Source organism: Porticoccus hydrocarbonoclasticus MCTG13d (assembly GCF_000744735.1).
In the GTDB taxonomy this organism is placed as follows: domain Bacteria; phylum Pseudomonadota; class Gammaproteobacteria; order Pseudomonadales; family Porticoccaceae; genus Porticoccus; species Porticoccus hydrocarbonoclasticus.
Genome location: NZ_JQMM01000001.1, coordinates 1287077 through 1310899, shown reverse-complemented (window position 1 = coordinate 1310899; position 23823 = coordinate 1287077). Strand labels below are relative to the sequence as shown.

Below are 23823 nucleotides of genomic sequence, written 5' to 3'. Positions count from 1 at the left end.
TGACAAAGGAATAAGTAGGGTAGCCAGGGCGTGTTTGCGATCAACCAAATTAATATTTGGCCATGCACGAGGCCCCAACTTGGACAATCCAGGCTAAATACCCTCTAGGTGCCCGGGCTATATAACATGGCACCACCCAAAGGCATATCTATGCACTCTGATGGCATACAGATAGAATGGGGCAATCGCCGATAAAAATAAGCTAATAATGGAATTCACGCCAGATCGCTATGAAATGCTAGTGCGAACGGAACAGACGCACTTCTGGTTCTGCGCCCGACGCTCAATGGTACTGGAGCTGATCCGGAGATTCTGCCCAAAGCCGGTTGAAACCCTCGCTGATATTGGTTGCGGCTCCGGCTATAACCTGACACATTTGCAAACCTACGGTGAACACCTGGTCGGCATTGATCGTCTGGTACTGCTCTCTCCCCAGATGAAAACCCTGGCACCTGACACACAGCTCATAGCCGGAGATGTTCAGGAGTTACCGCTGGGAAATAAATCAGTGGACATGATGACATCGCTTGATGTGCTCGAGCATGTTGACGATCACAAAATGCTGCGAGAACTCTCTCGCACACTCAAATCCAACTCAATATTAATTATCACTGTCCCGGCACAACCCTGGCTCTGGAGCAATCGGGACATCCAGGCCGGCCATAAAAGGCGCTACACCAAAACGACCCTCACCCAGATCCTCGAACAGGCTGGATTCACCATCAGATATGTCAATTACTACCAGTTTTTATTATTCCCCCTCGTCGTGATTTCCAGATTTTTATGGAAGAAAAGGCAATTTCAGGCATATGAAGAAAACCCCGGCAAAATCACCAATCACGTTTTACTAAAAATTTCGATGATCGAAAATTGGCTGGCAAAGAGAGGGGCCAAGTTTCCCTGGGGATCCAGCCTGGTGGTTGTAGCACAAAAGTGTTAAGAGAAAGTGAGATGGGAAAAGACTTCGATCTGTTCGTCTTTCACAGGGACGCAACGTCAGATATGGACTGCATCGAAGCAGGATGTCGCGGTGTGGTTGTTGACCTTGAAGTCAAAGGGAAGCATGAGCGACAGGCCAGTTACAACACACAGATCAATCAACACACACTGGAAGACATTAACAATCTGAAGGCAATGGGCATTAACGTTATTTGCCGTATAAATGCCATTGATCCGGGTTCTGCAAATGAAATTGACCGTGTGATTGATGCCGGTGCCGATGAAATACTGGTGCCAATGATAAGAACCCGCCAGGAAATCGAACAGGTATTCAGCCAGGTTGATGGGCGACTCGCCATCGGCTTGATGATTGAAACCACCGAAGCCCTGGACCTCGCGCCTGTAGTCAATAATCACGATGTCCGGAGAGTATTTGTCGGGCTGAATGACCTGCATATTACGCAGGGAAAGCCAACGCTGTTCCATGTGCTTGCCGACGGCACCGTCGACACAATTCGTCAGCAAATTCGGCATGCAGCATTCGGATTCGGCGGACTGACTCTCCCGGGCCTCGGGCACCCACTCCCCGTCGATTACTTTTTTCATGAGCTGGCACGGCTGGACTGCCAGTTCTCGTTCCTGCGACGCTCGTTTTTCTCCGACAGCCAGAAGGTCCCCGCCTCGAAAGCCATACCGGCTATTCAGGTGGAAATGCACAAAACCAGGCAGCGGAATGCCTCGCAGATAGCCAGCGATCATCTGGCTGACCAGCTACAGCTTTCAGAATTGGTCAAGACACTCACATGAAGGATACCTTTACCAACAAAACTGTACTGGTTACCGGCGCCAATGGTTTTGTCGGCGCCCACCTGGTCAAGGCCCTTGAAAAACAGGGCGCAGAGGTTTTTGCACAGGTACGCCAGAGTTCTGATACTTACCGGTTCGATCACTTGAAAACCAGACCCACGCCGATTGAAATGGACTTGTGTGAACTGACCACTGTCCAGCAACAGCTCCAGGCAATACGCCCCCACTACGTCTTCAACACAGCCGTTAACCGCAACTACAACGATGTGACAGCAACGATTCAACTCAATACCCTGGCGCTGGTTAATTTGCTAGAGTCTGTTCAGGGGTCACATTTAAAAGCGTTTGTACACTGTGGCAGTTCTACTGAATATGGCAATCTGCCCGGCCCCATTACTGAAACGGACTTACCCGAACCCTGTACCCTGTACGGGGGCGCCAAACTCGCCGGGAGCCAGTTATTACAAAGCCTGTCAAAATCACGAAAAATTCCGATCGCCATATTGCGACTGTTCCACGTCTACGGGCCTTTGGAATCAGACAGTCGACTGATTCCCACTGCTATCCACAATATCCTCAATGACAAACCGGTAAAGCTTACCGATCCGGGGTGCACACACGATCCCGTCCACATCGATGATGTAGTGAATGCCTGCCTACTGGCGGCCCAGTCGTGCGGCTATGGGGATATTTTCAATATCGCCAGCGGTTGTAAAATCAGCAACGAAGACATCGTCAACACCATTGCCTCGATTCTTGGGAAAAAGCCCTCCATACAATCGGGTGCCTTCGCTAAAAGAGAGTGGGATCGCGACAACTGGTTTGCCAATGTCGACAAGATGCGCAATGTACTCGGGTGGAAAGTATCCATGGACTTTCAAGAAGGACTGTCGCAGACCATAGACTGGATGAAAAGCCATGGAACTTGACCCCTGCCACGTTGCGCATAAGACTTCGCTCGCGATTGTCCTTCCCATCTACCGCAACGAAGCCAGTATTCCCGAACTGGTAACACGACTGGAGCGGGCCTGTATCCCTCTGGAGATCGAGCTACAGCTGCTATTTATTGATGATGCCAGCCCGGATAACTCCCACGAGATTATTCAAAACCTGAAAAGCCATCACCCTACCATCAGGATCATTCGACATGACCACAACCGGGGGCAACAGGAGGCCATTCGCACCGGACTAAAAAATAGCAACAGCGATTATGTGGCCGTTATGGATGCGGACTTGCAAGATCCCCCCGAAATCATTCCCAATCTATATGAGAAAATTATTGCCCAGCAAATCAATGCCGTTTTTGCAGTCCGCTCCAACCCCTATCAGAGTGCTGGGAGGATGAACACATCCAGAGTCTTCAAATGGCTGGTCCGCCGGATGGTCAATCTGCCCAAGGGTGCAGGTTGTTTTGTGCTGATGGATTGCGCCATGGTCCGTAGCGTACTCGGCTTCGAGACAAAACGTTTTTACCTGCCAGGCCTCATCTGCAAGGCAAGGCTTGCTATCAGCACACTGCCGTTTGAACGTGAACAACGAACACATGGCACCTCTTCATACACATCGGCAATGCGCCTCAAAACTGCCCTCTCAAATATCAAATGCCTACTTGAGTGAACAACTATGAATAATGACGACAGTTATCAGCAAACGCACAACCTGGTTCAGCGCGATTACTATGAATCGCGAACACAGCAACAGAACTGGCGTATGCTACCGGGCAGCTCCAACTACATTGCGGCCCATGTCAGGCGAGTGCTCGACAGCGACCTGCTCCAACAGGGCGACAAGGTGCTGGACGTCGGCTGCGGCATGGGTAAATTCACGATCCCGCTGCGCCGTGAGGGGGTCGATATCGAGGGTTTCGATCTTTCCCCCTTTCTGCTGGAAAAGCTGGTATCCGCCTGTCCGGAAGGTATTGATGTCGCCACCCATTGCGGGGACGTTCTGATACCACCGGCATCACTGCACGGCCAGTTTGATGCCATTACCGGCTTTTTTATGCTCCATCATCTTATTGATATCAAAAATGCATTTGTCGGCATGAAACAACTGCTTAAACCGGACGGACGAATACTTTTTGTTGATGTTAACCCCTTTTGTCCCTTCTATTACCTGCAGATATTCCTGTCTCCCACCATGCGCTGGAAAGCCGAAAAAGGCATTCTCAATCTGACAGATGCCAAACTCACAGCGGCATTAACTGCGGCAGGCTTTCAGGACATTGCTATTTATAACTACGGGATTCTGCCTCCGCCCCTTAAAAACCTGCGACCGGGAAACTGGTTTGAAAAACAATTTGATCGCATCGGCTTCCTGAAACCCGTAGCTGCGTTCAAATTCATTTCAGCCAAAGCCGCTTGAGCAACCGGAAAGATTCATAGTATGAACGGAATCGACACCAGGACCGGAAAGCCACACCATGTATGAGGCAAGTATTCTCTACTGCATGTTCATTGCGGCGGTCATTATTCTGTTGCTATGGCTCCCGGGAATTCGCGTCGAACTGGAGACTGCCGACGAGGGCTACCTCTGCTTTGGGGCACAGCAATATGCACGAGGCAAGGTTCCCATCCGGGACTTTCGGGCCTATGACCCGGGCAGGTATCTATGGGTTGGGCTGTTTATGAAACGGTTCGGCCAAACCTTCCACGCACAACGGCTGGCCATGTCACTTGTCATGATTGCCACGCTATCAGTTGGCGGCTGGCTCATCTTCCAGATCAGCAATAGCTGGTATGCAACGGCGCTATCTCAAGTACTGCTTTATCTCTGGCTACAGCCCTACTACAAGAGTTTCGAGGTATTGACCTGCCTGCTGACAATTGCCAGTGGCTACCTGCTACTCAGCGATCCGGGTGGAAAAACGCTGCTTTACGCAGGCATCATCCACGGCCTGGCCTATTTTCTTGGTCTCAATCTGGGCATCTATGCCAGTGCCGCCTTCCTCATCCTCTGTCTTATATGCCTGATATCGGGGCAGTTGGATTTCCTCGTCACAGGCAGTGTATTTTCAGTCGGAACAATGATTGGCCTGATACCATTACTTTACATTGCCGTTCGACATCCAGGCTTTGCCAAAGCCTACTGGAGGGAAAAAGTCCTGACCATTTTTAAACGTGGGACAACCAATCTGTCACTACCACTGCCCTTTTTGGGGAGACCAACGCCCCATTGGAAAAATCAACCTCCAGCCAAACGTATTCTGTTCAAGGCGCTGTTCAATACCCTGCCTCTTATTTATCTGGCGGGCGTGGTCATCGGGCTATTACAGATCGACAGGACTCCAAATTCGCCTGCACTCATCATCAGTAGCAGTACTGTGGGGATGACGTATTTCCATCACCTCTATTCACGCTGTGACTTTGACCACCTGTGCCTGAGCATACATCCATGCCTGATCGTCATTGTCGCCCTCAACACACTGTTATTTCCCCCGGCTGTGGTTCTGTCTGTTCTCGCGCTTCTGACCGCCAGCTCAATTCTGCTGAATAATAAAAATCTACAAAATAGCGCACGGCGCCTGATCAAGCCAAAAACCAATGTAAAACTTGTTCTGAACAACGAATTTTTTCTGCTGCCTCAACCCCAGGCGGACATGCTTGAACAGCTGAACAGCATTATCAATAGCCGTTCGGGGAGTGATGAAAAATGTTTTTTTGCACCCTCAATACCGGGATTCTATGCACTCTACAACAGAGAGCCCGCTGCCTACGATACCTACTGTGTCTACCCTGCCACGCCAGAAAAGCAGGAAAAAATGATGCAGGAGCTGATTGCGAACAGGGCAAAGCTGGCGATTATCTTCGATGTTTTGCTGGATGGCCGAGATGATTTGCGTTTTTCCCGCACGCATCCCCGGGTGTATGAATACTTTCAGCAGAATTTTGAATTACACGTTGATGAGAACATCCCCGATCATATAAAAATATTCACGCGTCATTAACCTTGTTTGAATCCGCTTCGTCACTTTAAAAACCACCTCAGTTTCGCTTGTAGATATCTTCAAACCTGATGATATCGTCCTCGCCGAGATAGCCCCCGGACTGTACTTCGATGATCTCCAAAGGGATAGACCCCGGGTTTTCCAGGCGATGGGTTTCGCCAATAGAAATAAATGTCGATTCATTCTCCGACAGCAGAAAGGTCGCTTCGCCCTTTGTCACCAGCGCGGTGCCACTCACCACAACCCAGTGTTCCGCCCGGTGGTGATGCATCTGTAAGGAAAGCCGCCCACCTGGTTTGACCAAAATCCGCTTTACCTGGAAACGTTCACCATTTTCAATGGCGTCGTAATACCCCCAGGGTCGAAAAACCTTGCGATGAGCCTCTGCTTCGGAACGCTTTTCCTCTCGCAATTGGTCAACAATATTCTTGACCTCTTGCACGCGATTTTTATCGGCGACCAGAATGGCATCGTCACTTTCGATGATCACTACGTCCCGCAGGCCCACCGTCGCAATCAATTTTCGATCAGCCTGGATAAACGAATCATGGGTATCCAGCGCCATCACATCACCCTTCAGGGTGTTACCGCACAGATCTTTTTCAGATTCAGCCCAAAGCGCCGACCAAGAGCCCACATCACTCCAGCCACAATTCATTGGCACCACCACGGCATCGGGGGTTTTTTCCATGACGGCATAGTCGATGGAATCCGCGGGGCAATCGAGAAAAATATCTTTATCGGGTCTGAGAAAGTCGCTGTCTATCGAAGCCAATGACATGGCTTTTTGGCAAACCGACAGAATTTCAGGACTGTGCGCTTGCAGCTCGTCCAGATAACGACGCGCGCTGAACAGAAACATCCCACTGTTCCAGAGATAGCCGCCCTCGGTCAGATATTGCTCGGCGAGTACTTTGGCCGGTTTTTCTACAAACCTCGATACTATTTTTGCAGGACCGTTACCAACCAAATCACCACACTTTATATAGCCATAACCTGTTTCAGGTGTGCTCGGCACGATACCAAAAGTCACCAGCTTACCTTGCTCGGCAAAGGGCAAGGCAGCGATCACCGCCGCCTGAAATGCATCGACATCCTGTATTGCATGATCTGCCGCCAATACCAGCAACACCGGGTCATCACCCTCCCCGGCATGCTCCAGAGCATAACAAGCTGCCAGCGCCACCGCAGGTGCCGTGTTCCTGCCCTCTGGCTCAAGCAGAATCATGGCCGGATCACAACCTGTCGACCTGAGCTGTTCTGCCACAATAAACCGGTGGCTTTCACCACAAACAAACAAAGCAGGTTGTGTGTCTAACGCTCGCAAACGACCGTAGGTTTCCTGCAGCATAGTGTCATCCCCCAACAGTGGCAGGAACTGTTTTGGATACAACTGCCGGGACAGAGGCCACAACCGGGTTCCTGAACCACCAGCCATCACAACGGGGACAAGAGACATCACTTTATACTCCCTTCAAACAAGAAACTCGGGCCATGCTAGATTTTTCGCCAGATGGCCAGTGTGTTAAAACCCAGCAACTGGTTGACCTGATAAACACACAGCAGGTTTTTTGATGCGACGGCAACCGAAGTCGCAATCGCTGCACCGATCAGCCCATAACCGGGAATCAACAAGACCCCCAGGCCAACGCCTAGCACGGCACCGATAAAGACATTCCAACGCAGCTGGCGCTCGTGGCCGGTCATACTCAACAAAGAACCCACAGAACCCACAGCAGTGCCAATAAACTGGCCAACCGCCAGAATCATCAATGCCGTAGACGCTGCTCGGAACTGCGGCCCGAACAGCCCCATAAGCCACTGAGGGAAAACCATCATAAAGATCAGCGACGGTACCGCCACCAGCAAAATCAACCGCACTGACCACAGAGCTATTCGCTCCAGACCCACCATATTACCCTGACTGTACAGGGCGGCAAATTTCGGTCCGGCGCTGGCATTGACCGCAAACAGGGCAAAACCAATCAACATGGCGGTCCGTTGGGCAACAGCAAACAGCGCCACATCCTCGACCGAACCCCATACACCCATCAGAAGTTGGGATGACCACTGAATAACCTGCCCGAGAATTACAACGCCCCACAAGGGCATACAACTAGCGTACAACAGGTCACTGGGAAAGGCCGGCAGCTTTACTCCCTGTTCTTTACCGGGCACCGCCCTGTGCCAAAAAAACACCCCGATGACCAATGCCAGCGCACAGCCAACCAGGTAGACCCATGCTACCTCCTGCGCCCGGGTAACGGGAAAAATGAGCAGGCCAGCCAACATGGTCAAAGGCACAATACCGGTTAAAACCATCACACCGGCAATGATTTTTTTCAGCCCCAACAGGGCAAAAACGTGCAGGGTATATAGTCCCACCAAAGGCAAGGCCATAACCATGATCGGCAATACAGCGCCAAATCCCGGCTGCTCGAATACAAAATTGACCAGCAACTGATTGGATGCCAACAATACCAGCATAAAAAGCAGGCAGAGACCACCACCCCACAAGAGTGCCTTCCGGTAGAGTCCATGAAGTTTTACGGTATCCCCGGCCACGCGGGCGCGGGCCACAAACCGCATCACACTGTTGTCCAGCCCCATACGGCCCACGGAGGCCAGCAGAACAACCAGCGTAAAGCCGAGAAAGAACAGCCCCGCCTCGGCGGGGCCAAGTTTTCGGGCAATCACGATATTCATCAAGAAAGCGAGAATGGCTGTCAGCACCTTGACAAACAGGCCAAGCGAGCTGCCGAACAACACCTCACGGAAGTGAGGGTTATCCTCAATCCATCGTTTCAGACACCCAAACCGATTTACCATGGGACACCTGAAGCAACGTAGGTGCGGAGTTGCTGTGGACTCATTCTGCCAACACCGGCATCAGTGACTCAATGGCCAGCTCCCAATCACCGGTTGACTGGGGAAGGCAGGCCCGCAGTTTCGCATCATCCAGTACAGTATAAGCTGGGCGACTGGCCACACTGGAATATTCAGCGGCCGTCACGGGCAGGACTTCGGGCAGCCGCCATTCTGGTCTGAGTTTACCCAGACAAGCAAAGATAGCCTGGCTGAACTCAAACCAGCTACAGGCACGCCCGCCGGAATAATTGTAAATGCCCGAGGCAGCTTCCGCTTCTGCCAACCTGATTATCGAGACAGCCAGATCACCCGCATAGGTGGGCGTTCCGATCTGATCTACAACCACCTGCAAGGTCTCGCGGCCATCCGCCAGCTTCAGCATCGATTTGAGGAAATTATTGCCGTACTCGCTGAACAGCCAGGCTGCGCGAACAACAAAATAGCGGTTTGCCCCGGCAGCACACTCCTCCCCCGCCAGCTTGCTGGCGCCGTAGACATTGAGGGGATTTACCGGATCAGACTCGCGATACGGCCTGATGGTTCTGCCATCAAATACATAATCTGTCGACACCTGTACCAGCAGAGCACCAACTTTGTTGGCCGCTTCAGCCAGATAGCCCACGGCCTCCGCATTGATCCGTCGGACAACCTCGGGCTCACTCTCAGCGCGGTCAACTGCCGTATACGCCGCGGCATTGACAATGACGTCGGGCCGAAACCTGACTACTGCAGCCTCTACAGACTGTCGGTCGGTAATATCCAGCTGACTCCGGTTCAAAGCCAGCCCATCGTGTGCCGTCATGCGGAGCCTGTCTTGTAAACAACGGCCTAGCTGCCCATCTGCCCCGGTCACCAGAATTTTCATGACTGGCAATAAGCCGCAAAGGTGGGGGCACCGGCATCTTTGTCCGACAGCCTGATAGCCGATGCTTCGGGCCACTCAATCGCCAGTTCGGGATCATTCCAGAGAATGGCGCCCTCGTCATCCGGATCGTAGTAATCCGTACATTTATACTCAAAATCAGCCACATCACTCAACACGAGAAAACCGTGGGCGAACCCCGGCGGCACCCACAACTGACGCTTGTTATTTTCATTCAACACAACGCCGTGCCACTGACTGAAACTGGGCGAGTCCCGGCGCAAATCCACGGCCACATCAAATACCTCACCCCGAACGACCCTGACCAGCTTCCCCTGCGGCCTGTTGATCTGGAAATGCAGGCCGCGCAGGACGCCCCTCTCGGAGCGGGAGTGATTATCCTGAACAAAGGGCTGCGTTATATTCGCCAATTCTGCGTAGCGCGCCACGTGAAAGGTTTCCAGAAAAAACCCGCGATCATCCCCGAAAACCCGGGGCTCGATAATCACACAATCATTGAGGGGCGTCGCTATGACCTTCATTGGTAACCCTCGGCTACTCGTACCAGATACCGCCCGTAGTTCGTCTTTTCCAGTGCCTCACCCAGATTGCGGAGCTGGTCGGCATTGATCCAACCCTGGTGATAGGCAATTTCCTCCAGACAGGCCACCTTCAGCCCCTGCCTCGCCTCAATTGTCTGAACAAAATGGCTGGCTTCCATTAACGAATCGTGGGTACCTGTATCCAACCAAGCAAAGCCCCGACCCAGCAAACTGACATGCAAGTCGCCGCGTTGCAGATACGCATTATTGACGGCCGTGATTTCCAGTTCGCCGCGTTCTGACGGGGTTATTTTTCTGGCGATATCCACCACACTGTTGTCGTAAAAATACAGACCTGTCACGGCATGGTTTGATTTGGGCTCTGACGGCTTTTCTTCAATGCAAACAGCCTTGCCGTCAGTGTCAAACGAGACAACACCAAAACGTTCGGGCTCATTGACGTGGTAACCAAAAATAGTCGCACCTTCCTCACGTTGAACGGCTTCGCGCAGCATGGCGCTGAAGCCAAAACCGTGAAACACATTGTCCCCGAGAATCAGGCAAACATTGCTGTCACCAATAAAGTCTTCACCGATCAGAAAGGCCTGCGCCAACCCGTCGGGCGAGGGTTGCTCTGCATAGCTGATTTCGAGCCCGAACGACTCGCCGTTGCCGAACAAGCGCCGAAAGGCCGGCAAATCCTCCGGGGTTGAAATGATCAAAACCTCACGGATACCTGCCAACATCAATACCGACAGCGGGTAATAGATCATGGGCTTATCGTAGACGGGCAGCAGTTGTTTGGAGACCCCTATTGTAATGGGATGCAACCGTGTACCCGAGCCACCCGCCAGAATAATGCCTTTATAGTTGTTCATAGCTTTTCCAAAACCAATATCACCACAGGCGACAAACCAGTTTGATAATTATTGCGATTTGACCGTGCCGGCACGGTCAAGCTTATAGGCACCGGAGAGGGTCCGTTGCCACCACTCCGGATGATCGATATACCATTGAACTGTCTTGCGCAAACCACTCTCGAACGTTTCGACCGGAACCCAACCCAATTCTCGCTGAATTTTTGACGCATCGATAGCATAACGCCGGTCATGGCCCGGCCGATCTTTCACATAGGTTATTAAATCCTCATAGGCATCAACCCCTTCGGGTCTGTCGGGTGCCAGTTCCTCCAGAAGATCACAGATTGCTTTCACGACCTCAATATTCCGTTGCTCATTGTGACCGCCAATATTATAGGTTTCACCGACAGTGCCGCGGTTTAAAACTTCAAGCAGAGCTCGCGCGTGGTCTTCCACATAGAGCCAGTCCCGAACCTGCGAACCGTCACCATAGACTGGCAGCGGTTTACCTGACAAGGCGTTGAGAATCACATGGGGAATCAGTTTTTCCGGGAAGTGGTACGGGCCATAATTATTGGAGCAATTGGTCACCAGAATGGGCAAACCGTAGGTCCGGGACCATGCCCGAACCAGGTGATCTGCACTCGCCTTGGATGCGGAATACGGTGAACTCGGGGAATAAGATGTGGTTTCGGTGAACAGGTCTTCCGCACCATCAAGATCACCATACACCTCATCGGTGGAGATATGGTGGAAACGGAAAGCCGCCATCTTCTCTTCCGGTAGCCCGCTCCAATAAAGGCGGGAGGTTTCCAGCAGACTATAGGTACCGACAATATTGGTCTGAATGAAATCGGCAGCACCGTCGATGGAACGGTCGACGTGGGATTCAGCGGCCAAATGCATCACCGCCGTCGGCTTGAACTCGGCAAACACCGAATCCAGTGCAGCAGCATCGCAAATATCCACTTGATAGAAATGGTAGCGGGGCGAATCAGACACTGAGGCCAACGACTCCAGATTGCCAGCGTAGGTCAGCTTGTCCACGTTCGCCACAACACAGGATGTTTGGGTCAACAGCTCACGTATCACGGCTGAACCAATAAAGCCGGCGCCGCCGGTGACAATAACTCTCACGCTCATTACACCCCGGTCTTTTTTAGCTGTTGATCACAGAAGCTGTCGTTGCTCATTATGTGATCCTGAAGTAGAAGGAAGCCGGTTCTGAATCCGGCTTTAAATACGGGCAGACCTGTGCCAGTGCTTTATAGTGGTCATACTTTAAAAAATTCAGTGCGGCCACTACCTCATAGCGACGGCTGTTGGACAGTAGCGCTTCCAGCAGATATTGCTCATTCCAGAACCGAACATCATCCACCACCCAGGATTTCAGGTAATCCCGCGGTGTGAAAATATCATGAACATGGACATAGACGCCGGACTTTAACCGGGGAAGAATATCCAGATAGAGTTTTAACACATCCCCCTGAGGTCTTATGACATGAGAGGAATCAATAAATAATAAATCTCCTGCTTGCAACTCTGCCGCCAGATCCAACCCGATATCTTCTACCCGCTGGCGAATCACTTCAATGTCGCCAAGTGACTCCAGCCAGGTTTGCTCGTAGGGTTCGATACAAATATGTCTGTAATCCCCCGCTGTGTCAGCACGGTTTTTGATCATCGCCAACCGGGCAATTTTTGTTGAATTGCCGCTGCCGATTTCCACCAGTTTTCCGGGTTTTAGGAAGCGCAGCATCTGATACAAAAGATCGGCATCACCCCTACCAAATGCGCCATTTTCAATACAAAAATTATCGACTGATTCGTTATTGGCGGTCAAATTGAAGGTGATCAATTCATGGGAAAAGGCGAGTTCCCTGATAAACGCCAACTGACCCGCTTCATTTAGATCAATGCCGGGCAGGGAGCGTGGCTTATCCAATGGCGTGGAGAGCAGCCGGTCGTCGAACAGGGGTTCATAGTAATGGTTGCGCAGGGGAAACAAACCTATGCGCTTGAGACGCCCTGTGGTCCGTGGCAATTTGGCCGAGCCCAGACGCCGATACGCCAAAAGCAGGTAGGCAATCGGAACAATCAAAACGGACAACACAATATCAATTGATCCACTGAATTGCTTTGCCAAGTCTTTCAACATTTTTTTCATTGTACATCCAAAGGTTGTATAGCTTGCTTCGCAGGCACTGGATTTATTGGAGAGGACCGGATTCAGGGTAAGTCATGACGTCGTACATCGGGGAGCCAATGAACCAGCAATTCTTCGTATTCCTGCAATACCATCCCCCAGGTAAAGCGCGTCCTGAAACACTCCCTACTGAATAATTTCATCGCCTCTACCTTGCTATCGTCACTGAGCAGATCATCCAGCAGATGAGTAAGATCCTGCTCACCTGTAAAATAGACGGCCCCCTCTCTCGCAACCCATCGGTTGTAAGGATTATCCTGAGCAATCACTGCACAGCCTGCACCCAGCGCTTCAACCAGCGAGGGGTTGGTACCGCCAACACGGTGGCCGTGCAAATAAAAGCGACTAAAATACCTCAAGGCCTGCACCACCGGGGCATCATAAATGGCCCCTGGAAACAGGACTTCAGCACTCGCAGCCTCTATTACCTGACGGTGATAGCGATTCTTCTCCGGGTCAAAATTTCCGAGCACCACCAATCTGTGATGGCGGTGCTTACAACTAAATGCCCGCACCACTTCTAGGAACGAGTTCTCCGGCTCCGGGCGGGCAATGATGACCGAAAATTTCCCTGGCTCCAGACCGTAAGTGGCCAGGACGCTAACATTTGCTTCGAGCACTTCATCGCCGCCGTAGGGAATCATTGTAATTTTATCGGCGCCAACACGGGTGGCGAGGTGTTCTTTGATTTTAGGATGATCGGCAATCAGATGATTGCCGACCCAACAGCCAATACGCTCATTCAACCAGAACCATGCCCTGGCAAACGGTCCCCACTTGCTCCGGCGCCATTCAATACCATCCATATTGATGATATTCACCTGTCTCTTCAGACGTTGCAGGGTATTAAATACTGCGGTGTTGTAACCAAGCGTCAGAAACAGTCCATCCTGACCCAGTGCGTGCCAAACAGCTCTCAGATCAAACAGCACCGTGCTCAACGGCCCCTCCCGATTGATCGGAATATGAACCCGGTTCACACCGTGCCAGACTGAGCTGTAGACCGGTCCACGGCCCAACTCCTGGCAATACACCGTCACATCCCAACCTTTATTGACCAGATACTGACACAGCCGCTCTGCAAAGGTTTCAAAACCACCGTGCCGGGCAGGCAGTCCTCTGATACCCAGTATGAATAAGCGTTTATTCATAGCCCAACATACCCATGACCCGTATGAACTCAGACTCTATCTCTTCAGGCAAGGCAATTTTTGATTCCATCTCCACAGGTTTTTTTAAGACCTTTGAGCAGTATTCGTCATATCGTTTGTCCGGTGGCAAGTCGCAGAAATCCAGCACTTTTTTGCGTGCATTCAGCGACATCGTATAGTTTTCATATTTAACGGGAAGAACCTTATCAGGATATTCAGTAGCCAGACGCATTCCTTCCTTCATCGTAACAATCCATTCAACCGCTGCCCTGTGCTCATGGGCAGAGAACAGCCTGATTTTGTCGATATGTGGCCCCAGAACCAGGTCAGTGGCTACGATCTGATCACAGAGAAGTGTCCACTTTCTATCATTTAGCCCCCACCAATCGTGACTTGTTTCATCGACGTTAACACCAAGCCGATGCGACCATGCTTTGATCGAGCAACAAGTATCGATACCATTCCTGTATAGAAACAGGAATTTTGCATCTGGAAAAATGGCACGAACAAAGTCTAACCGGAAGACCAATTCAGGGTATTTGTCCACAACGCGATAACTACACGAAAGAGTCAGGTAATTTCCCAAAATTCGATGGGCCTTACGAATCATTTCCAGATTGACCTCGGTATCACTCAGCCTGTAGCGCGCATCATTCAAATTGTAATTGCCAATAATATCCTCCTCTGGATAAAGATAACTCCAGAGGGCTTTTGGCTCGTTGAGGAAGCCAACCGCATCGTGCATAGCCAGTGTCACACCAAGTATCGTGGTACCACTTCGACCAATACCCAGTATAAAAATCGGCGCCTTTACTTGCCGGGCAAATGGCAAATACCGGTGCAACCTGTAGAGAAAGAAGACCAACGGATTTATCCACCGCCCTCTGGTCGTCAATGGACGTCCCTCAAAAAACAGATAACTGAGAAAACGAGTGTAAGTTTTCTTACAGCTGAGTTTTACAAAGTTTGAATCAACCTGTGCAACCACAAGGGTTACTCCCTTAAACCATGGGGATGATTCCCACACAAACCAATAATTTACTTAAATTGAGACATCTCGCTGGCACAGACCGTTACCGGCCGAGAAGGATTTTGTAAAGCGCAGCTGTTTGATGGCCAATGGCATTCCAGTCATGATGATTGACGACATATTCATAGCCATTCTCAGACACACAGTGACGCGTACCATCTTCAACAAGTACCGTCGACAATTTTTCAGCCAGGCTATCTTTATCATTTTTTTTGAACACAAAGCCCGTCACGCCGTCCTGAACAATATCAAGCATACCCGGCAGGTCTGACACCAGAACAGGCTTTTGATAACTCATCGCCATCAGCAGCACACCACTTTGATAAATACACCGGTAAGGCAGCACCACAATATCCGCTGCCGCATAGTAATTCGCAACCTCATTGTCGGGAATAAAACGAATATGTGTGACACAGTTTGCCTCAATACCCAACCTGTCGATCTGTTGCTGATAACGCGAGAATTCACACTTCCAGGGTCGCCCTGCAACCAATAAGATGGCCTCAGGAACATTAGCAAGTACCGCAGGCATGGCGTCGAGCAACAGATCCAGCCCTTTCACCTCTTTGATCTGACCAAAGAACAGAATTACTTTTGAGCCGGCGAGCAAACCCAGGCTTGATCGAGACAGGGATTTCTCGGGCAACGATGTAATGGCATGCAAATAATGCCCGTGGGGAATCACATCAACAACATCCGGATTTAAGTCCGCATACTGAAGAAGTGCCTCTTTAGAGTAAATGTTATGAACGATCAACCCATGTGCACGGCGATAGACCCAATAACTCAGTTTTACTGAGCTAGACTTCAGCACAAACGACTCTACATCATGAACGGTAATAACGACTTTACGTCCCGCTAATCGGGCAAGCAGAACATCTAGTAACTGAAGAATTCCCACATGAAAGAGATGAAAATGGCAAACCAAACGTTTCTCATGTAGCGCAGACAATATTGATTTTACCGTACCCTTCAGATAACAAAGACCACGCCCCCAGACAGGGGCCTTGCCATAGATATTTCGATAATCGAAACGGCATGAAAACCCGGCATCCTTTGGAGAAGCTGTCTCATCACAAGTATGAAGCACAACATCCATACCCGCTTCGGACAGCCCCTGACACAGGCCAAAGTCGTAATAATCCATACCACCGTGACCACCAACTGGCTCAAGCATTGCTACGGCAATATGGTCAGAGGTATTATCCGGTAAAATGAGAATCTCCAGTTTATTAGCATAATAAGTTAATCAAATATCCATGAAAAATTAATTTTTCCGGAAACAACCCAACTGTTCTTTAACCCAGATAATTTGATTTTCAATTCCGACATTAATATCCGTTGATGCGGACCAGCCGAAAATATTTTCCGCTTTTTTTGAGCCAAGAACTATCGCTTTCACATCAAACAATCTCATTGGACAATAGATTTTTTCAACATTGAAACTGAGGTGTTTCTCGATGAGGTTAACCGTTTCAATAACTTTCATTCCACGCCCTGATCCAACATTGTAGACACCGGTTTCATCAGAACCGACTGTCTTTACAACCAGGTTTGCGACATCCCTGACATACACAAAGTCGCGAATGGCATTACCCTCCCCGTAAATCTCCAGCGGTTTATCACACAGAGCGTTATAGATCACGGTCGAAATCAAACCCTGGCCGGTATTTAGCTGCTGTCTCTCCCCATAGACATTGGAAGGGCGAAGTATGGTCGCTTTCAGACCCCACTTTCTGGATGCAAGTCCAAGATAATTTTCAATCGCAAACTTTATGATGCCGTAACTGCATATGGGTGAGGCTGGCGTTTCTTCTGTGACCGGGTTAGTAAGCGGATTGCCATAGACAGTTCCACCCGATGAAATATATATCAGCTTTTTAACATTCAGCGCTTCCATTTTTGCGAGGAGATGGAGGGTTGAAACCAGATTACTATTAATATCAACAAGATAGTCAGCATCACCCCGCGAAGGTGTCGTCGCGCTTAAGCAGTGAATGACCACATCAACCCCCTGCAACGCCTCATCCAGTCCCTCTGCCCGGCAAAAATCCCCCTGAAAATACATCACAGAGGACAGAAACTCATCAGTGTTTCGGCCACTTCTTGTGTACACGCACACCTGATGGCCACTTGCCACCAAAGCATCGACAATATGGGAACCAATAAAACCACAACCACCGAGAACCAAAACCCTCAAGTTAACACTCTCCCATAGTTGTCCATGATGGATTGATAAAAACGTGCGTCTGAAAACTCACGTTCCACATATAATCGTGCAGATTGGCCCATCCTGTATACGAGACGACTGTCATCCCAGAGAGCCCGCATTTTTTTTGGGAGATCTGTCACATCATCAGGCTCAAAAAGCAGGCCTCTTTCCCCGTTGTCACCGAGCATTTCGGGAATACCACCACGCATTGAGCCGATCACAGGCTTGCCGGCAGCAAAGGACTGGAGAATCACGTAGGGGAAATTCTCATGCCACAATGAGGGAACAACAACGAAAGCTGCATCGTATAAAACACGGGTTAGCTCATCACCCCATAGGGGCCCAAGGAGCTCCACATTGCCTAACCTATTTTCCTGCAATTGCGCGCTGACGTATTTTAAGTCCGGACCATCTCCGATAATTTTGATTGGCATCTCGACATGGTTGGCTGCATCCAGCAATAGTTGAACACCCTTCTCGTTCACAAGTCGACCAAAGTAGAGCGCATAATCGCCACTGTATTTTGGCTCATATGCACCCACATCAAAGGGATTGCGCAATAAGCCTGTTTTTATGCCCCTTCCTTGCCAGAATTCCTGGGTTTTATCGAGCATGAAATGGCTGGAAAAAAGGTACAGATCAATCAGCCGTCTGTAGACATTTTTATATTGATGCACATAAGCCTCAATCGCAGAGGCAATACTGTAACTGTATGAGTTTTGACAACATTTCTTAAGAACTGCCTGGTAGAATGCGCCGCCTTTACAGGCCTCACAAAGTGCCTTGCCATCATAAAGTTTGTAATTTGGACAGATGTGCTTGTAGTCATTGCAGGACATGACCACTGGAATATCCCGCGCCTTTACTGCCTCCAGAATCGATGGTGACAAATGCACATGAATGGCAAACACATGAACAATGTCAGGCTTGAACTCATTGAGTGCCTTCTCCATGACTTTGCGGTTTCGACCGGAATAAAAAATATCTTTGGCAGACGTGATTTTTGAAAAAATATTATTGGCGTCATACCCTGGAGGAGGAACAGTGTACAGAGCATCACTGGATATAATATTGTCTGGATCCCCCGTGGAAAAGAACGCCACTTCATGCCCGTTTTCCTTGAGGATACGGGCAACCTCAAAGTAAAAGACTTCGGCACCTCCGGTCAGACGGTGAAATTTATGAACCAGTAATACCTTCATCGTAAATAGCGCAACTGCGCACGTAACCTGTGTCTATTTAAAAACACCAGGAAAGGCAACCTCAGAAGGACCCCAAGCGCCCGACTTACAAACGCAACCAAGCAACTGAAAAAACTATGATTTTGACGATCATAACCAAAGTCAGCTGCAATATTTCCACAAAGTGTATCGGCAATAACGCAATCCAGATAGGGTAACGACTTTTTCCAGTTTCCTGTATTTGTCGAACTAAAACCGCGACTTGAACTATCATTTGATAACGAGGAACCGACAAAAGCTACATCGAGTATTACCGGGTCAAATGGCTCATTAAGAAACGTACAAACCAATGACAATTGTTTCTTCGGATCTGTTATCAAGTCCTCATATCTCAGACATAAAACACTCTCTGAACTGGGAATTTTCTGGTAGTTTTTTTTCCAGATTAGCGCAATCAATATCGGGTTATAATTCACGAACGCTCGTATTGTCTCGAGCCAGGGCGTTTTCGCACCGCCCCTGAATTTTCTTTTCCATTTTGATTTTTGTGATAAAAGAACATCTCTGTAATCGCGTACCAGCACAATGATTCTGGCATCGGGAAACGTCGCTAGTATTTCCGGGATGAACCTGACATTCGCAGGTGTTTGCTCGATCAATATAGGGCAATTCAACTCAGCCGAAACTTGATCAAACATCACTTTGAGCGGATTTTCACCACCGTTCAGTCCAACCCAAGGGCAGGTAACAGGCTGTGTTCTCGATCCAAAATAACCGGACTTATACCGACTATAAAGACAATCCATGATGCTTCGTTTGTCATACCGCTTTTTTTTCGAAGCCAGCTCATCGTAATAATGCAGCTCATCAAACATGAACGTGCCATCCAGCATAGATAGCGACTTGGCCAGGACCGTCGTTCCACTTCTCGAATTACCACAGACAAACACCGGCTTTATCTCCACACTCACTGCAAATCCTCGTTCGTTACAACACCGGATTTCTTGGCATCTGAATGCCCAGCTGCTACCAAACCGAGAAACAAAAGAAACAACATCATGTTGGTGGTTTGATTGTGGAGTGACACACTGAACAGGGAGGCGGCTATAAACCCAAGAACCACAGTCACAGACAAGAATCGTTGATGCCGGTTAGCTGGCTTGAACGCAATTCTGAGACAAAGCATATAAAACAGCAGTATCAGGAGAAACCCCAGCAAGCCCTGTTCAACAAACATCTCCACCAAAGAGCTGTGAGCTGACCGGCTGGATACATTATAGGATTTTACCTGTCCCGGCCCCACACCTGTGACCAGATGCTCTTTCGCCACCTGAATCAGCCCATACCATTGCAAGACTCGCCAGTGCATGGAACTGTCGACAAACGAAGTGGCATGTTGTTGGGCATACTGCCGATCATGAACAAACGAATACAATGATTTCAGATCCTGAAACCGATCAATGACCGGCTGTCCAAGACCACCAACAAACACAGCGCACAGGATCAGCAATAACGGTGCAATCACTTTCAGGCGTAACAGTTTTTCTTTGAAGTAGGCTGTTAGCACCAGCATAACCATTAACCAGGCTGTTCTGGCATAGGTAAAGAACAGCGCACCGAGCGCCATCAGGAGAAAAAAATTCGCCTGTTTTTTCGTCAAGCCTGTCTGCTCCAAAGCAAGATAAAGAAGTAGCCCCAAAGTAAAATATATCTGCAAACCAAAAAGTACCGGGTGGGAGGAAAATGCCAAAGAGCGCACCAGCGTCTCATCGACAATGGCCGTCATTCCCAGTTCAAACACTCCCTCGTAAATGGCAAAGCCGTAGGCCAGTACCGCATAGCAGATCAACGCCCAAGCCAACTTTTGTTTACTAGCCTGATGGCCACCGATCACATAGCCCACCAACGGAATAATCGCATAAGTCATATATTTATAGACTTGGGACCAACTGGATGAGGCAAAGGGGGATGGGGAAAAAACCGCCGAGCAGATGGCAGAGACTGAAATACACAGCCAAAGAATGCCCAGAACCAATACCTGCCTGTCAAATACCCTGCCTGCTAATACAATTAATAACCCTAGCGGTAAAAACAACGCGCTGATAACCGGTGTCAATGCAAGCTGAAAAGTCCTGTCGATGTACTCGGTGAACAGCCGGATAATCAACAGAAAGATAAACCCTGCACACAGGGTTTGATTATTGATACCCATGTTTCTTCAGCCTGGGATAAGTTTCTCCGCGGTTCGACAACCTCAGCAACCGGTTGATCCCCGCTCGATAGAACACTGATCTAGCCAGCTGTTCGGCCATGATTTTTGCGGTGATTAACGGATAAAAATGCCTGGTAGCTGACGAGGATTGATAGCCGAACAGGGCCATCTGGCGGCCACAAACCGTCTTGGCCATCTCAGCAATAAGGGGATCGATAACCCGACAAGCAGCCAGATTGCTATCAACCTTGTGGAGCGACCTCGCCTTCCAGACCATCTCCCACTCAGGAACAACATCGCTAGATGGCCGTCTTGCGTTTTTTCCCCAACGATCCAGGTTCAGTGTCGACACCATTTTCTCCAGTTGCTCCGATGGATCGGCCACCAGATCCTCATACCGGATAACGTAGTCAACCAGCCCTTCTTCACGGAAACCAATGGACTTCGTGGCCAGTATTCGCCATTCGTGCAACAGTCGTCTACCGGATTTTAAGTTCCAGGGCATTGACAATAGCGAAGAGACACATTTGGCGGGATGTCTGACGATCAGGACAATGCGGGCATCGGGAAAGTCCTTCCTGATTTGTCGGCAATGATAAAGGTGCACAGGGCTTTTCTCTATTACCCCGCGCACATTTGTGCCAGCAGAAGCAGTGGCGTACGCCTCCAGAATAGCCGAAAAAACCGCTTTTCTGGAGCTGTCCTGAAACGACAATACCTCGTAGTGAAGCCCCATATCCATCAACCGGATTTTACGCTGCAGATACGCCACCAGATTGTCAGGTGTACGCTCCCATAATAACGGTTCATATTCCTGATAAAAGCGGGTTTCCGGTGTTGCAGGGTAGCCGGTTGCATCCTGTAAAAGCCGGGCCAGCAATGTGGTTCCCGAGCGGGGAAACCCCACCACAAATACATTTTTTAACGTGCTCATTTGAACGGTCGGCTTACTGACATGACAGCAACAGTGGGGTAAACACTTTTCCTATGCCGGGAAAGGTACGCCGTTGCCAGTTCTATACTGGCCTGATCCGGTCGCATCGATGCACCTGAAGTCTCTGTCAACAGACTGCGCCGCAAGAATCGACTCAATGGCCGAAAACACGTCTTTAGCTTTGGATAGTTGACCAACCAAAAAGCCACTCTGCGTCTTGTCCGATAATAAATCCTGGCGACCACAGGAAATCTGGCAATGGCCGTTTTGTTGTTGGCCGAAAACTCAAAGTCCTCATAAAAGTTACTGCGCAACCCCGAAAAGTTACAAATTTCTTTTACCACAGCCATTGGGTTGTCTTTTAAGTCGTTAAAGTCGATAACCTTGAAACGATCACCGAACACCTTTTCAAATTTCACCAAATATTCATCCACCAAGCACTGATGAAGCACCCTATAAAACACAGGTGTTTCCGGTGTCACTTTTTTGTCGATCTGTTTGCTGATGTAATCATAAAAAGACAACGATACGGGTATTTCACCAATCTGCTTGAAATACCGGTAAGCTGAGAACAGGCGCTCAATCGGTTCCCGCAAAACGACGACCACCTTGGCATTGGGCAGCAAGTTGGCTATTTTTAATGCCGTCTCGTTGTATAGATAGGCAGGAGAAGCTTCCAAAAAAACCCGGTCATTCTTGCAATTGAAGAGTTTCTGGTAATCAGATAGATTGTCTCCGTTATAACGCAGGGCACTGGCTAGCGGATAATTCTGGTCAAGAAAGAACCGAGCCTCTTTATACATTGAGGGACATACATCCGGGTGTGCCGACAACCAAGTAAAAAGCGAGGTCGTCCCCGCTTTTTCCTGTCCACATATAATCAGAAACTTGCTTTTCTCAAACGTCATTCTTTTCTCGACACGACTTACTTAATACTACTGGGAACAGAAGGAAATAATAATTAGTGGACTTTATTGTTTGGCCGGACAGACCCGGATCAACGCACCAACCATGACAAACAGTAATCCCGCTAGGCCACCAAAAATCAGCGATGCAGCCATCACAAGCATTTTTCTTGGGCGAAAGGCTTCCTCTGGAGGCGTCGCAGCCACATCCACATTTGCCGCAACAACCTTGTCCGGATTGGGAACGATTCCTTCCAGCGCTGTTTTCTCTTCCTTTAGTAAGACGAGTTCTGCAATATAGGCTTCGGGGTCTCGCTTTCGCCGCTCCAGCACCTCGATCTCCGCCGACAGCGCCCGACTTCCAAGCAGGTACAAGGACCTGAGCACCATGACATTAGAAAGTGTACCGTTATGTGCAACCAGATTTTCCGTCGTCAGGTTCACTGGTTCAATAAAATTATTTTTTTTAGCGATGATAAAGGCATCCTGCAACTGCAGAAGCTCATTGCCTATCTGGTACAGTGCCAATGATTTTTTGGCTGCAATCCGGTTGTCGATGCTATCAATTTGCCGGGATTGCTCTACTAGAACATCCTCCAGTAATTCTGCCTGCGACAGACTCAGCGCAAGTGCCACCCATGTGTTGGCCAGCTGTGCCGCGTGATCACCATCCGACCATTCAAACACCACATTGGTAAATTCCACGCCCTTTCTCGCATCGGGCAAAACAGCTTTCATTGCCTCCCTCAGATGTTCAAGTCGCGTATTCTCGCTGGCGTCTGGATAACGCGCATCAATAAGTTCTCCGACTTCAGGATGATTCAGGAGTCTCCGTTTGACCGTAGTTGACCTGAGATACTGATTGGTCAGTGCAAACGCCCGTTCAGAGGTAACAGAAGAAAACGATGTCAATTCGGCCAATGATGATGCTGAAGGTGGATAGAGGCGTATTTCTGCGCGATAGACTTGGGGAGCCAAAAATGCGTAAGCCACCCCAAAAGCGAGCCCGATGAAAGCACAAAGCACGATTAAAAGTCGTCGCCGCCAGATGCCCGCACAAAGTTCAAGCAGATCAATTTCTTCAGAACCACCCTCGGGATTGCGCTGTCGACTCACCGCTGATTTGTCCTCGTCCATCTGCCCTTTTCTCAGTTGATTGGTCGTTGGT

General features: G+C 49.5%; 23 protein-coding genes. 6 read left to right on the top strand and 17 right to left on the bottom strand.

Annotation, left to right across the window (positions count from 1 at the left end; all coding sequences use genetic code 11):
• Positions 1–208 precede the first annotated feature (208 nt).
• The 6 genes from U740_RS06255 to U740_RS06230 are packed head-to-tail and all read left to right on the top strand — an operon-like array spanning position 209 to position 5692.
• Positions 209–940, top strand: a complete 732-nt coding sequence (locus tag U740_RS06255) for a class I SAM-dependent methyltransferase (protein WP_081890862.1) — start codon at positions 209–211, stop codon at positions 938–940.
• A gap of 11 nt (positions 941–951) precedes the next feature.
• Positions 952–1746, top strand: a complete 795-nt coding sequence (locus tag U740_RS06250) for an aldolase/citrate lyase family protein (protein ID WP_051921252.1) — start codon at positions 952–954, stop codon at positions 1744–1746.
• Positions 1743–2675, top strand: a complete 933-nt coding sequence (locus U740_RS06245; RefSeq protein ID WP_036859764.1) for an NAD-dependent epimerase/dehydratase family protein — start codon at positions 1743–1745, stop codon at positions 2673–2675. Before U740_RS06250 ends, U740_RS06245 begins: the two co-directional genes overlap by 4 nt.
• Positions 2665–3363 (top strand): glycosyltransferase family 2 protein, encoded by a 699-nt coding sequence (locus U740_RS06240; protein ID WP_036859762.1) that lies wholly within the window; start codon positions 2665–2667, stop codon positions 3361–3363. Before U740_RS06245 ends, U740_RS06240 begins: the two co-directional genes overlap by 11 nt.
• Positions 3364–3369: 6 nt before the next feature.
• Positions 3370–4110: a class I SAM-dependent methyltransferase gene (locus tag U740_RS06235; RefSeq protein ID WP_051921251.1), complete on the top strand. Its 741-nt coding sequence runs from the start codon at positions 3370–3372 to the stop codon at positions 4108–4110.
• A 58-nt stretch (positions 4111–4168) separates the two neighbouring features.
• On the top strand, positions 4169–5692 hold the full coding sequence (locus U740_RS06230) for a hypothetical protein (protein WP_036859761.1): 1524 nt from the start codon (positions 4169–4171) through the stop codon (positions 5690–5692).
• Between the two features lie 37 nt (positions 5693–5729).
• Here U740_RS06230 and U740_RS06225 read toward each other — a convergent pair whose 3' ends face one another.
• The 17 genes from U740_RS06225 to U740_RS06145 all read right to left on the bottom strand — a co-directional run bounded on the left by U740_RS06225 (position 5730) and on the right by U740_RS06145 (position 23792).
• Entirely contained in the window at positions 5730–7151 is a 1422-nt protein-coding gene (locus U740_RS06225; RefSeq protein WP_036859760.1) for a mannose-1-phosphate guanylyltransferase/mannose-6-phosphate isomerase, read from the bottom strand.
• A gap of 38 nt (positions 7152–7189) precedes the next feature.
• On the bottom strand, positions 7190–8521 hold the full coding sequence (locus U740_RS06220) for an oligosaccharide flippase family protein (protein WP_036859759.1): 1332 nt from the start codon (positions 8519–8521) through the stop codon (positions 7190–7192).
• 40 nt (positions 8522–8561) lie between these two features.
• Positions 8562–9425: a dTDP-4-dehydrorhamnose reductase gene (rfbD, locus tag U740_RS06215; protein ID WP_036859758.1), complete on the bottom strand. Its 864-nt coding sequence runs from the start codon at positions 9423–9425 to the stop codon at positions 8562–8564.
• On the bottom strand, positions 9422–9964 hold the full coding sequence (rfbC, locus tag U740_RS06210; protein ID WP_036859756.1) for a dTDP-4-dehydrorhamnose 3,5-epimerase: 543 nt from the start codon (positions 9962–9964) through the stop codon (positions 9422–9424). Before rfbC ends, rfbD begins: the two co-directional genes overlap by 4 nt.
• Positions 9961–10842: a glucose-1-phosphate thymidylyltransferase RfbA gene (rfbA, locus tag U740_RS06205; RefSeq protein ID WP_036859755.1), complete on the bottom strand. Its 882-nt coding sequence runs from the start codon at positions 10840–10842 to the stop codon at positions 9961–9963. Before rfbA ends, rfbC begins: the two co-directional genes overlap by 4 nt.
• Before the next feature lie 48 nt (positions 10843–10890).
• Positions 10891–11961 (bottom strand): dTDP-glucose 4,6-dehydratase, encoded by a 1071-nt coding sequence (rfbB, locus tag U740_RS06200; protein WP_036861467.1) that lies wholly within the window; start codon positions 11959–11961, stop codon positions 10891–10893.
• Between the two features lie 55 nt (positions 11962–12016).
• Positions 12017–12991 carry a class I SAM-dependent methyltransferase gene (locus U740_RS06195; protein ID WP_051921250.1) on the bottom strand — a complete coding sequence of 325 codons (975 nt, stop codon included), beginning with the start codon at positions 12989–12991 and terminating at the stop codon, positions 12017–12019.
• 62 nt (positions 12992–13053) lie between these two features.
• Positions 13054–14181: a DUF1972 domain-containing protein gene (locus U740_RS06190; protein WP_036859753.1), complete on the bottom strand. Its 1128-nt coding sequence runs from the start codon at positions 14179–14181 to the stop codon at positions 13054–13056.
• A complete protein-coding gene (locus U740_RS06185) occupies positions 14174–15169 on the bottom strand; it encodes a sulfotransferase family protein (protein ID WP_081890861.1) in 996 nt (331 codons plus the stop codon). The genes U740_RS06190 and U740_RS06185 overlap by 8 nt, the downstream gene beginning before the upstream one ends.
• A gap of 85 nt (positions 15170–15254) precedes the next feature.
• The gene (locus U740_RS06180; protein ID WP_268745575.1) at positions 15255–16358 is read right to left on the bottom strand and encodes a glycosyltransferase family 4 protein; all 1104 of its coding nucleotides are present in this window, start codon (positions 16356–16358) and stop codon (positions 15255–15257) included.
• A gap of 120 nt (positions 16359–16478) precedes the next feature.
• Positions 16479–17402: an NAD-dependent epimerase/dehydratase family protein gene (locus U740_RS06175; protein WP_160172054.1), complete on the bottom strand. Its 924-nt coding sequence runs from the start codon at positions 17400–17402 to the stop codon at positions 16479–16481.
• 5 nt (positions 17403–17407) lie between these two features.
• Positions 17408–18625, bottom strand: a complete 1218-nt coding sequence (locus U740_RS06170; RefSeq protein ID WP_036859751.1) for a glycosyltransferase — start codon at positions 18623–18625, stop codon at positions 17408–17410.
• Positions 18622–19575 carry a sulfotransferase family protein gene (locus U740_RS06165; RefSeq protein ID WP_036859750.1) on the bottom strand — a complete coding sequence of 318 codons (954 nt, stop codon included), beginning with the start codon at positions 19573–19575 and terminating at the stop codon, positions 18622–18624. Before U740_RS06165 ends, U740_RS06170 begins: the two co-directional genes overlap by 4 nt.
• Positions 19572–20816, bottom strand: a complete 1245-nt coding sequence (locus U740_RS06160) for an O-antigen ligase family protein (RefSeq protein ID WP_036859749.1) — start codon at positions 20814–20816, stop codon at positions 19572–19574. The genes U740_RS06165 and U740_RS06160 overlap by 4 nt, the downstream gene beginning before the upstream one ends.
• Complete coding sequence (locus tag U740_RS06155; RefSeq protein WP_036859747.1) at positions 20803–21750, bottom strand: sulfotransferase; 948 nt, start codon at positions 21748–21750, stop codon at positions 20803–20805. Before U740_RS06155 ends, U740_RS06160 begins: the two co-directional genes overlap by 14 nt.
• Positions 21747–22658, bottom strand: coding sequence for a sulfotransferase family protein (locus tag U740_RS11820; RefSeq protein WP_081890858.1), 912 nt, complete (start codon positions 22656–22658; stop codon positions 21747–21749). Before U740_RS11820 ends, U740_RS06155 begins: the two co-directional genes overlap by 4 nt.
• Before the next feature lie 63 nt (positions 22659–22721).
• The gene (locus U740_RS06145; RefSeq protein ID WP_036859746.1) at positions 22722–23792 is read right to left on the bottom strand and encodes a Wzz/FepE/Etk N-terminal domain-containing protein; all 1071 of its coding nucleotides are present in this window, start codon (positions 23790–23792) and stop codon (positions 22722–22724) included.
• Between the last annotated feature and the right edge of the window lie 31 nt (positions 23793–23823).

Bases quoted from the DNA above. Each gene is read 5' to 3' on its own strand.
- U740_RS06255 (WP_081890862.1), top strand. From the start codon at position 209: ATGGAATTCACGCCAGATCGCTATGAAATGCTAGTGCGAACGGAACAG.
- U740_RS06250 (WP_051921252.1), top strand. From the start codon at position 952: ATGGGAAAAGACTTCGATCTGTTCGTCTTTCACAGGGACGCAACGTCA.
- U740_RS06245 (WP_036859764.1), top strand. From the start codon at position 1,743: ATGAAGGATACCTTTACCAACAAAACTGTACTGGTTACCGGCGCCAAT.
- U740_RS06240 (WP_036859762.1), top strand. From the start codon at position 2,665: ATGGAACTTGACCCCTGCCACGTTGCGCATAAGACTTCGCTCGCGATT.
- U740_RS06235 (WP_051921251.1), top strand. From the start codon at position 3,370: ATGAATAATGACGACAGTTATCAGCAAACGCACAACCTGGTTCAGCGC.
- U740_RS06230 (WP_036859761.1), top strand. From the start codon at position 4,169: ATGTATGAGGCAAGTATTCTCTACTGCATGTTCATTGCGGCGGTCATT.
- U740_RS06225 (WP_036859760.1), bottom strand. From the start codon at position 7,151: ATGTCTCTTGTCCCCGTTGTGATGGCTGGTGGTTCAGGAACCCGGTTG.
- U740_RS06220 (WP_036859759.1), bottom strand. From the start codon at position 8,521: ATGGTAAATCGGTTTGGGTGTCTGAAACGATGGATTGAGGATAACCCT.
- rfbD (WP_036859758.1), bottom strand. From the start codon at position 9,425: ATGAAAATTCTGGTGACCGGGGCAGATGGGCAGCTAGGCCGTTGTTTA.
- rfbC (WP_036859756.1), bottom strand. From the start codon at position 9,964: ATGAAGGTCATAGCGACGCCCCTCAATGATTGTGTGATTATCGAGCCC.
- rfbA (WP_036859755.1), bottom strand. From the start codon at position 10,842: ATGAACAACTATAAAGGCATTATTCTGGCGGGTGGCTCGGGTACACGG.
- U740_RS06195 (WP_051921250.1), bottom strand. From the start codon at position 12,991: ATGAAAAAAATGTTGAAAGACTTGGCAAAGCAATTCAGTGGATCAATT.
- U740_RS06190 (WP_036859753.1), bottom strand. From the start codon at position 14,181: ATGAATAAACGCTTATTCATACTGGGTATCAGAGGACTGCCTGCCCGG.
- U740_RS06180 (WP_268745575.1), bottom strand. From the start codon at position 16,358: ATGGATTATTACGACTTTGGCCTGTGTCAGGGGCTGTCCGAAGCGGGT.
- U740_RS06170 (WP_036859751.1), bottom strand. From the start codon at position 18,625: ATGAAGGTATTACTGGTTCATAAATTTCACCGTCTGACCGGAGGTGCC.
- U740_RS06160 (WP_036859749.1), bottom strand. From the start codon at position 20,816: ATGGGTATCAATAATCAAACCCTGTGTGCAGGGTTTATCTTTCTGTTG.
- U740_RS06155 (WP_036859747.1), bottom strand. From the start codon at position 21,750: ATGAGCACGTTAAAAAATGTATTTGTGGTGGGGTTTCCCCGCTCGGGA.
- U740_RS11820 (WP_081890858.1), bottom strand. From the start codon at position 22,658: ATGACGTTTGAGAAAAGCAAGTTTCTGATTATATGTGGACAGGAAAAA.
- U740_RS06145 (WP_036859746.1), bottom strand. From the start codon at position 23,792: ATGGACGAGGACAAATCAGCGGTGAGTCGACAGCGCAATCCCGAGGGT.